We start from the raw sequence: 10,133 nt of genomic DNA, 5'->3' as shown, positions 1-10,133 counted from the left end.
GCGACGTGGGCGACTGGGGCGCCGGGCGCAAGTTCTGAAGGTGAACGACGCTGCACCGCGGGCGGCCGCCGCCCCAAACCCCACCGCCGCCTCCGCGCGGCAAAAGCTGGCCATCCGCCTGTCGACCCTGCTGTGGGCCGCGCTGGTGCTGAGCCTGCTGGCCGGCCTGCCCGTGTTGATGGGCGCCACCTGGCTGCTGCTGCCGGCGCTGTGGCTGCTGGCGGCGCTGCTGGCGCTACCGGCTGTGGGGGTGTGGCGGCTGCTGTGGCGGCCTGCCCGCCGGCGTGCCAAATCGGCCCAATGGCTTCGCACCAGCGCGGGCCTGTGGTGCCTGCTGTGCGGCCTGGTGGCGCTGCCTGTGTACTGGCTGGCCGTCATCACCGAAACGCGGCCGGCCCTCGTGCCCACCATCACCTTGACCAGCGGTGCGCGCACCGTGGTGCTGCAGGGCATGCAGCATGTGGGGGCGGAGCGCTTTTTCCAGGCCGTGGTGTACGACCTGGAGCAGGCGCTGGCCGATGGCTATGTGCTGGGCTATGAGGGCGTGGCCAACAGCGACCCCGAAGCCGATGCCTGGTTCCGCCAGGCGCTGACCCACGGCCAGGACCTGGGCGACAGCTACCGCGAGCTGGGCAGGACCTGTGGCCTGACCTACCAGATCGACTACTTCGGGCCGCTGGTGGCCGATGCCAAAGCCCACCCCGAGCGGCACCTGACCATGGACGTGGACACCCGCGCCATGAAGCAGGAGTACGACCGCCTGATGCAGGCGGACCCGGCCTTCGCCGCGGCGATGCGCCAGCAGGTGCAGGCGCCGGCCAGCGACGCGGACGACGATGGCGCCGATCTCGTGACCCGCTTCATCGACTGGCAGAAGTCGGGCAGCGACAGCCAGCGCACACTGGCCGGCACGCTGTGCCGCGGCATCATGACCTATGTGATGCGCCGCAGCGCCGAGGGCGGCGGCGGCGCGCTGGACCCGGTGGTGCTGGACTTCCGCAACCGCCATCTGGCCGCGCAGCTGCTGGGCGATGCGCGACCCAAGATCTACGTGACCTACGGCGCGGCCCACCTGCCCGGCGTGATGGAGATCCTGCAGCGCGAGCCGGGCTGGCAGGTGGCGTCGGTGAAGTGGATGCGCACCATCGCGGCGCCGGAGCATCTGGAAGGACGGCTGGCCGGCGCCAAGACAGATCGCGCGACTGCGCGTTGAAGCCGTTTGACGCCGGCAGTGTCAGCATCCCCTCATGTTGCTCAGTGGAGGATGCTTCGCCGCGCGCAGCTGACATTCACACCACCTGGTTTCGGTGTGCCGAGCGACTGCTTCATGGCCGTCAGCGTTCGTTCGGCATGCGTGCGCGAAGGACCGGACCGATGGCCGAACCACAAGACCTGGAGCAACCGGCGCCGATGGCGCAGGCCCAGCGGTCAGCGTTGAAGGCACCGGGGTTTCCCTGCCCCGCAGGGGTCCGCGTCTGCTGGAAAACCCGGCCCGCAACCGCTTGCGGGGTGTGCCTCAGGCCCTCTCGCAGCACCCCATAGGCCCTGCCCGGGTCGTCTTACCGAAAAGGTAAGGAACGCGCACCCAAAAGGCATTGGATCGTCTTGACACCCTTGGACACACTGCCGCGCATTCACAAGGCAGACCGAGGAAACGATGACGATCCCCACCAGCGCGCCGCTGGTCCAGCGCCTGCTGCTGACCGGTGCCGACGGCCACCTGGGCCGCGTGCTGCGGCCGCGGCTCAAGCGCCACTGCGAAGTGCTGCGCCTGAGCCACCGCAGCGACTTCGGCCCCGCCGGCCCCGGCGAAGAGATCGAGCTGGCCTACCTGGAGAACCCCGACGCGATGCGCCAGCTGCTGCGCAACGTGGACGCGGTGGTGCACATGGGCGGCGTGTCGACCGAGCAGCCTTGGTCGCCCATCCTGGCCAGCAACATCGTGGGCGCCTACAACCTGTATGAAGCGGCGCGGCACAACGGCGTCAAGCGCATCGTCTTTGCCAGCTCCAACCACGTCACCGGGTTTTATACCCAGCGCGAGGTCATCAGCCCGCTGGACCCGCCGCGGCCCGATGGCCTGTATGGCCTGTCCAAGGCCTTCGGCGAGAACCTGGCGCAGCTGTACTTCGACAAGCACGGCATCGAGACCGTGAGCCTGCGCATCGGCTCATCGTATGAAGCGCCCAAGGACCGCCGCATGCTGGCCACCTGGCTGAGCTTCGACGACCTGGAACGCCTGGTGGTGGCCGCCCTCACCGCGCCAGTGGTGGGCCACACCGTGGTCTACGGGCTGTCGGACAACGCCACCGCCTGGTGGGACAACACACCGGCCCGCCACCTGGGCTACCGGCCGCAGGACAGCTCCGAGCGCTTTCGCGCCGACCTGCAGGCGCGCCAGCCGCACATCGATCCGACCGACCCGGTGGCCCTGTACCAGGGCGGCAGCTTCGTGCGCACCGGGCCCTTCGAAGACGGCTGACGGCTGACCGCAGCCGCACCGCAACCACCCGCCCGGCGTAGGCGCGCGCCGGGCGGCGTCAATCACCAAGCGCCGACAAGGACGACGATGAACTTCAAGCACAGCCCCGTGTGGGTGGGGATGGCACTCGCCTGCGCGGCACACACCGCCCATGCGCAAAGCAACGTGACGCTGTATGGCCTGGTCGACCTCAACGTCACCCAGTACAAGGCCGGCGACCGTGCCGGCGGCCAGACCCGCACCGTGATGAACGACGGCACCAACAACGGCCTCAACGGCTCGCGCTGGGGCATCCGTGCCACCGAAGACCTGGGCGATGGCCTGAAGGCCCAGGTGGTGCTGGAAGGCGGCATCAATGCCGATGCCGGCACCTCGGCCCAGGGCGGCCGTGCCTTCGGCCGGCAGACCTTCATCAGCCTGAGCCACGCCACGCTGGGCGAGCTGCGCCTGGGCCGCCAGTACATCCTGGAAGACTATGTGATGGGCCTGACCGACCCCATGGGCAATGCCCTGGTCAGCAACCCCAGCACCGGCGTCACCAACCTGGGCCGCGCCATCCCGCTGTGGCTGAATGCACCGCGCGCAGACAACGTGGTGCAGTACCGCACGCCCACCTGGGGCGGCTTCTTTGCCGCGGCCCAGCTGGCACCGGGCGAAGGCACCACCGACCGCTTCCATGGCGTGAGCGCCGGCTGGCTGGGCGGCCCGCTGGCGGTGGCCTTCTCGTACGAGTGGAACAAGTCGCGCACCACCGACGACGACACCAACAAGTCGCTGACCATCGGCGCCAACTACAACTTCGGCCCCTTCAAGATCCTGGGCGGCTGGCAGCGCAACCGCGACCTGACCACCGGCAGCGGCAACGGCGCCGCATCGGGCGTGTCCAACCTCACCATCAATGCGGGCCGCGCCTTCGTGGCCAACCGCATCGACGGCGCCACGCTGGGTGTCGAGGTGCCGATGGGCCTGTTCACCTACGGCGCCAGCTACACCCGCGTGAAGTACGAAGGCACCGCCAATTCGGCCGACCTGGGCAAGGCCTCGCTGGTGGCGCGCTACGCCTTCTCGAAGAACACGCAGGTCTATGCCGGCCTGTCGTATGCCGGTGGCGACCTGGCCGACTACATCAGCGAAAAGCGGGTGGCCAACGTCGGCATGCGCACTTCGTTCTGATTCCCTTCGTCGTACCGCGCACCGCCTGGTGGGGTGCGCCGCTGAAAAAACTCTGGAGACTCCCATGCTGAACCGATCCTCACGCCACCTTCCGCTGATGCGCCATACGACCCTGGCCTGCAGACTGGCCGCCTTGGGCGCCTTGGGGCTCGTCGTCCTGGCCGGCTGCGGCAGCGACGGCGATGAGGAGATCGCCCAGCCCGTCATCGGCGCCCGCGCCAAGGCCGTGCTCAGCGTGGACGGCAAGCAGTTCAAGGACGCCAACGGCAACGGCCGGCTCGACGTCTACGAAGACTGGCGCCGCCCGGTGCAGGAGCGCATCGACGATCTGGTGTCGCAGATGACGCTGCAGGAAAAGGCCGGCCTGATGCTCATCAACACGCTGAACGCGGGCACCGCCGGTGCGCTGCCCGCCAATGCGCTGGACATGATCCAGAACCAGAAGATGAGCCGCTTCATCCTGCGCAGCGTGGTCACGGCCACGCCCGCCAGCAGCCAGGTGACGCCCGAGCAGGCGGCCCTGTTCACCAACGCCGTGCAGGAGGCCAGCGAGGCCACGCGCCTGGGCATCCCGGCGGTCTTCAAGTCGAACGCGCGCAACCACTACGAGAAAGACCCGCGCGTGGGCATCAACGAGGCGTCGGGCGCCTTCACCGAGTTTCCGAAGGAAGCCGGGCTGGCGGCCGCCGCGCTGGGCGCGGGCGACATGTCGGTGATCCGTGACTTCGCGACCGTGATGGGCGAAGAGTGGAAGTCCATCGGCCTGCGCGGCATGTACGGCTACATGGCCGACCTGTCGACCGAACCGCGCTGGTACCGGGTGCACGAGACCTTCACCGAAGACGCCGACCTCAACGCCAACATCATGCGCACCCTGGTGCAGACGCTGCAGGGCACCAAGGTCAAGGACGGCACCTCGGTGACGCCCAACTCCGCGGTGGCGCTCACGCTCAAGCACTTTCCCGGCGGCGGCCCGCAGGAAATGGGGCTGGACCCGCACTACGCCCACGGCAAGAACCAGGTGTACCCGGCGGGCAATTTCGCCTACCACCTCAAGCCCTTCATGGCCGCGCTGGAAGCCGGCGTGTCGGCCGTGATGCCCTACTACGGCGTGCCCATCAACGTCACCTACGAAGGCGTGACCTACGAGCAGACCGGCATGGCCTTTTCCAAGCAGATCGTCACCGACCTGCTGCGCGGCAAACTGGGCTTCCAGGGCTATGTGAACTCCGACACCGGCATCATCACCGACCGCGCCTGGGGCCTGGAGAAGAAGACCGTGGCCGAGCGCGTGGCCGCCGCCGTCAACGGCGGCACCGAGACGCTGTCGGGCTTCAGCGAGAACAAGACCATCGTCGACCTGGTGAGCGCCGGCCTGGTGAGCGAAGCGCGCGTGACCGAAGCCGCCAAACGACTGCTGAAGGAGCAGTTCCAGCTGGGCCTGTTCGAGAACCCCTATGTGCCCGCACCGCAGGCCACCGCCACCGTGGGCTCCGATGCGCACCGCGCCATCGGCCTGGAGATCCAGCGCAAGTCGGTGGTGCTGCTGCAGAACCAGGACCAGGACGGCGGCGGCAAGACGCTGCCGCTGAAGGCCGGCGCCAGGCTCTACACCATGGGCATGGCCAAGGCCGACACCGAGAAGTACGGCTACACCGTGACCGATGGCGATGCGGCCGTCAACGGCCAGCGGCCCAGTGCCGCCGGCCACGACATGGCGGTGATCCGCGTGGAGGTGTCCACCAACAAGCTGCTGCCCGGCACCAACACCCGCGCCACCAGCACCTACCGCAGCAACGACCCCGGCACCGGCGGCCGCCTGAACCCGGCCACCGGCAAGGCCTGGGGCGCGCCCGACCGCTGCGTGACGCCGGCCGACTACTCGGCCGAAGACGCGCTCAAGGCCTGCCTGGACAACGGCCTGAGCTTCGGCGGCTCGCTGCCCTGGGAAAACGGCATGCTGTCCTTCACCGAGATGCATGCCTCGCAGTCGTGGGAGGTCTCGCCTTCGCTCGACAAGATCCAGGCGGTGATGAACGAGGTGGGCGCCAAGAAGACGGTGCTGGCCATTTACTTCCGCCAGCCCTACGTGCTGGACGATGCCAGCGGCCTGAAGAACGCGGGCGCCATCGTCGCGGGCTTCGGCATCAGCAACACCGCGCTGCTGGACGTGCTCAGCGGCAAGGTGCTGGCCACCGGCGCGGCCGTCAAACCGCAGGGCAAGCTGCCCTTCGCGCTGGCGCGCACCAGCAAGGCCGTGGTCGACAACCAGAGCGATGCACCCGGCTACCCGGCGGCGGACACGCTGTTCCCGTTCGGCTTCGGGCTCACCTACTGATCGGCGACGGGTCCGGGCTCCGGTCCAGGGCGGCACGGTTAGCATGACCGTGCCGCCCTGGCGAACACCCTTGCTGCGGCTTGGAAGATGGACCTCCGACAACTCACCTACTTCGTCGCGGTGGCCGAGGCCGGCCACCTGGGCCGGGCGGCCGAGCGCTTGAACCTCTCGCAGCCGCCGCTCACGCGGCAGATCCAGCACCTGGAAGACGAGCTGGCGGTCAAGCTGTTCGACCGCACTTCGCGCGGCATGTCGCTCACGGCGGCCGGCCACCAGCTGCTGCAGCATGCCCGCACCCTGCTGGCGCTGACCGACCAGGCGGTGCAGCAGACCCAGCTGGCCGCCCGCGGCGAGATCGGCCGGCTGGACGTGGGCTTGTACGGCTCGGCCATCTTCGGCCTGGTGCCGCAGGTGCTGGCGGCCTTTCGCAGCACCCACCCCGACGTGGAGCTGGTGCTGCACCATGCGCAGACGCCGGCGCAGATACCGGCCCTGCGCCAGGGCCGGGTGCTGCTGGTGTTTGAGCGCCTGCTGCCCGAAGAGCACGACATCGAGGTCACGCTGGTGGGCCGCGAACAGCTGCTGCTGGCACTGGCCGCCGACCACCCGCTGGCCGCCAAGCCTTCGGTGGACGTGACCGCGCTCAATGGCCAGACGCTGATCATCGGCAGCTCACCTTCGGCGGCCGCCAATGCGCTGGCCCTGTGCCGCGCCCACGGTTTCGAGCCGCGCTTCGCGCCGCCGGCCAGCGACGTGGTCACCGCCACCTTGCTGGCCGCCACCGGCGTGGGCGTGACCCTGGTGCCCGAGTCGATGACCCATGTGCACTACCCCGGCGTGGCCTACCGACCGCTGCTCACCCGCGTGCCGGCCTACATGGACCTGCACTGCTTCTACCTGCGCGGCACCCAGTCGCCGCTGCTGGACGCGATGCTGGAGACGGTGGCCCAGGTGCGCCATCAGCTGAGCCGGCGGGCGGCCGGGGCCCGCGACGCCAGCGCCTTGCCTTGAGGCCGCCGCGGGCCGATCACGCAAAGCCCAGGTCCACCAGCGCCTGGCGCATCGCCTGCCGCGGCGGCGTCTGCGGCAGCTCACCCACACAGGCCAGCAGCCGCGCACCAGACAGCGCATGCGGCCTGAACCACAGGTAGCGCATCTCGGCCAGCGCCTTGCACATCGGCACGACGATGCCCGCCGCGCGCATCCACCCCCAGGGCAGGCTGCCATGGCGCCAGCCGCGCCGGGCCACCACGGCCGGCGTGGCGCCAACGTCGTCGGCCGCAGCCGCCACCGCGGCCAGCAGCTCGGCACCGGTCAGCGTGTGGCCTGCGAAGTGCAGCACGTCGAAGGTGGACATGCCCGGCGCAGGGCCCGGCGTTGCATGCTCGGCCACGGCCACGAAGGCGCGGGCCAGGTCAGGCAGGTAGGCCCAGGCATGCGCCCGGTCGAGCGGCCCGGGATACACGAGCTTGCCCGAGCGCAGCGACTTCAGCACCACCAGGTCCAGCCAGGAGCCGCGGCCGCTGCCATAGAAGTCGCCGGCGCGGATCACCACGCCGCGCAGGTGGCCCGCTTCGGCGCGGCGGGCGATCTCGGCTTCCAGCTGCACCCGCAGGCGGGCCTTCTCGTGGTTGGGGTGCTGCGGCGTCTGCTCCTGCAGCCGGGCCGGCAGCTGATCGCCATAGCCATACACGTTGCCGGGCAACATGAAGAGCGCGCCCAGCCGCTGCGCCACGTCCAGACCCTGGCAGGCCAGCGGCATCAGCTGCCGCGCCCAGTCGGTGTAAGGCGGGTTGACGGCGTACACCACGACGCTGGCACCCGCCGCTGCTGCGACCAGGGCCTCGGTGTCCGCCAGCGCCGCCGTCACCGGCACGACCCCGGCGGGCCAGGCGGCCTGCGCGCGGCGCGCCTGCGCCAGCACATGCCAGCCGCTGGCGGCAAAGGCGGCCACGGCCGCCGCCCCCAGGCGACCCCGGGCCCCCAGCACCAACACCACACGATGGGACATCACAGCCTTTCTGCAGCCGCCGCAACCGGCAGCGGTGCCTGCACTGTGGAACGGCGCGGCCCATTCCACAATGGGCGATGTGGTCATGTGAGCTATACACTTTTGCATGGCCAAGTCCGATCCCGATGTCGCCGTCAACGAAGCCGCACGCGGCTTCGACTGGACGCTGGTGCGCAGCTTCCTGGCCGTGCTCGACACCGGCAGCCTGAGCGGCGCGGCCAAGCAGCTGGGCGCGCAGCAGCCGACGCTGTCGCGCCAGCTGGCGGCGCTGGAAACCCAGCTCGGCGCCCCGCTGTTCGAGCGCACCGGCCGCGGTGTGGCGCCCACCGCGCTGGCCCTCGCCATCGCCGAAGACGCGCGGGTGATGCAGCAGGGCGCCGAGCAGCTGCAGCAGCGCCTGTCCAACCAGCGCGCCCGCACCAGCGGCATCGTGCGCATCACCACCAGCCAGGTGGCCGCCAACTACCTGCTGCCACCGGTGCTGGCCGCGCTGCAGGCGGCCGAGCCGGGCATCGAGGTGGAACTGGTCGCCTCCAACCAGCTCAGCAACCTGCTGCGCCGCGAGGCCGACATCGCGGTGCGCATGGTGCGGCCGGCTCAGGCCTCGCTGGTGGCGCGCAAGCTGGCGGACATCGCCCTCACCGCCTGCGCCCATGAGCAGTACCTGGCGCGCGCCGGCACCCCGACGCGGCCCGACGAGCTGCTGCGCCACCGCCTGATCGGATACGACCGCGACGACACGCTGGTGCGCGGCTTTGCGGCGATGGGCATGCCGATCGGCCGCCGGCAGTTCGTGCTGCGCACCGACGACCAGGTGGCCTACGGCCGGCTGGTGGCCGCCGGTGCCGGCATCGGCTTTGTCGCGGCCTACAACCTGCCCTGGTTGCCCGGCGTGCGACCCGTGCTGCCCAGCCTCAAGATCCCGCCCCTGCCCTGCTGGCTGGCGGTGCACCGAGAGATCCGCGGCAACCCGCTGGTGCGCCGCGCCTTCGACTTCCTGGCCGAGGCGATTCCGCGCGAGGTGGCGGCCGCAGCGTGATAAGACGGGGCGCGGTGAGGTGAAACCGAGGGACAGGTCTCACGTCCAGCTTCATGATGTCAGCGGCGACAGGTGGTTGCCACGGCCGCTATTGCGGCGCCAACACCTTGCTGATCAGCTCACACTGACGCGTCGAATGGGTCTTTTCAAGCGCGCGTTGGATGTGGGTGCGGACGGTACACAGCTTGATCTGCAGCTCTTGCGCCGCTTGCAGAGCGCTCTTACCTTGCACCAGCAGCGCCACCACCCTGGCCTCCGCGGGGCTCATGCCGAAGGCGTCGCGGATCCGTTCCGGATCCTGCAATGCCCTGGCCGATACCACTGCCAGCACATGGTCGGACTGCGCTTCGTCGCTGGGACTCTCGAAGCCGAGCCTGCAGGCGCCGATGACCGGCGACAAGAGATTGAATTCGCGCTGACCGCCGACGAGGAACTCTGCGATCGGGATGGCCAAGGGCAGCCACCGGGCGGCATGTTCGTAGTGCAGCCTGCGCATTGCGTCGGCCCGGAATGTGGCCGGCGACTGAAGCAGAGGCTGCGCAGCACGGTTGGCCGCCAGCAGGGTTCCCCGATGGTCAAGCAGCAATGAAGCCAACGGCGCCATGTCGAACAGCTGATGGCCTATGCTGCTGCCCAGCGCACTGCGGTGCGCCGCGCTCGCAGTAGAAGAAGAAGTGCTTTGTCCTTCACGAGACATCATGATGTGTACAGCGCTCCCTTTTGGTCTGCTTGGAGCCCGCACGATGGACCCGCCCGTTGACGACGTCAACAAATAGGTCGACCGCTACTGCAAGGTGATGATGCGCCGCTGAGCGCATCGTGCTAGTCAGATGCCTGCGCTGTGGCACCGTCTTGACACCGACACGGTTCTGTCACAAATACAGGCAAGCATGCGCGGGTGATATCTCTGCCGCGCATGACACACCTTCGTACCTGGATCGCCAGCAGCCTGCTGGCGTTGATTGGCACCGCCACTGCCGCCCCGCCCGCGCCGCAGGAATCAGCGCCGCCGCTGGCGCTTGCCTTCTCCGACTTCTTCGTGCAGCCCATCGGCCCGCGCGGTGTGCAGCCCACGCCGGAGTTGCTGGCG

At 69.4% G+C, this 10,133-nt stretch carries 8 protein-coding genes; 6 read left to right on the top strand and 2 right to left on the bottom strand.

The annotated features are described in order from the left end of the window. The 5 genes from ABNT58_RS11685 to ABNT58_RS11665 form a co-directional block, all read left to right on the top strand. A partial coding sequence (locus tag ABNT58_RS11685) for a hypothetical protein (protein ID WP_348753649.1) occupies window positions 1-1,213 on the top strand: 1,213 nt, incomplete at its 5' end. A 444-nt stretch (window positions 1,214-1,657) separates the two neighbouring features. Then, complete coding sequence (locus tag ABNT58_RS11680) at window positions 1,658-2,482, top strand: NAD(P)-dependent oxidoreductase (protein WP_348753648.1); 825 nt, start codon at window positions 1,658-1,660, stop codon at window positions 2,480-2,482. 87 nt (window positions 2,483-2,569) lie between these two features. Beyond that, a complete protein-coding gene (locus tag ABNT58_RS11675) occupies window positions 2,570-3,655 on the top strand; it encodes a porin (RefSeq protein ID WP_348753647.1) in 1,086 nt (361 codons plus the stop codon). Between the two features lie 64 nt (window positions 3,656-3,719). Then, complete coding sequence (locus ABNT58_RS11670; RefSeq protein ID WP_348753646.1) at window positions 3,720-5,993, top strand: glycoside hydrolase family 3 N-terminal domain-containing protein; 2,274 nt, start codon at window positions 3,720-3,722, stop codon at window positions 5,991-5,993. A gap of 87 nt (window positions 5,994-6,080) precedes the next feature. After that, a complete protein-coding gene (locus ABNT58_RS11665) occupies window positions 6,081-7,004 on the top strand; it encodes a LysR substrate-binding domain-containing protein (RefSeq protein WP_348753645.1) in 924 nt (307 codons plus the stop codon). A gap of 16 nt (window positions 7,005-7,020) precedes the next feature. On the opposite strand, the gene ABNT58_RS11660 is transcribed toward ABNT58_RS11665, so the two are convergent. Beyond that, a complete protein-coding gene (locus tag ABNT58_RS11660) occupies window positions 7,021-8,004 on the bottom strand; it encodes an NAD-dependent epimerase/dehydratase family protein (protein WP_348753644.1) in 984 nt (327 codons plus the stop codon). A 106-nt stretch (window positions 8,005-8,110) separates the two neighbouring features. On the opposite strand from ABNT58_RS11660, the gene ABNT58_RS11655 reads away from it, so the two are divergent. After that, window positions 8,111-9,043, top strand: coding sequence for a LysR family transcriptional regulator (locus tag ABNT58_RS11655; RefSeq protein ID WP_348753643.1), 933 nt, complete (start codon window positions 8,111-8,113; stop codon window positions 9,041-9,043). Between the two features lie 88 nt (window positions 9,044-9,131). Here ABNT58_RS11655 and ABNT58_RS11650 read toward each other — a convergent pair whose 3' ends face one another. Further along, window positions 9,132-9,743, bottom strand: coding sequence for a helix-turn-helix transcriptional regulator (locus ABNT58_RS11650; RefSeq protein ID WP_348753642.1), 612 nt, complete (start codon window positions 9,741-9,743; stop codon window positions 9,132-9,134). Window positions 9,744-10,133: the final 390 nt, after the last annotated feature.

Origin of the sequence: uncultured Aquincola sp. (assembly GCF_964001545.1) — a bacterium.
Taxonomy (GTDB): Bacteria; Pseudomonadota; Gammaproteobacteria; order Burkholderiales; family Burkholderiaceae_C; genus Aquincola.
The sequence above is the reverse complement of the archived record's forward strand: the minus strand, read 5'-3'. Positions and strand labels throughout refer to the sequence as shown.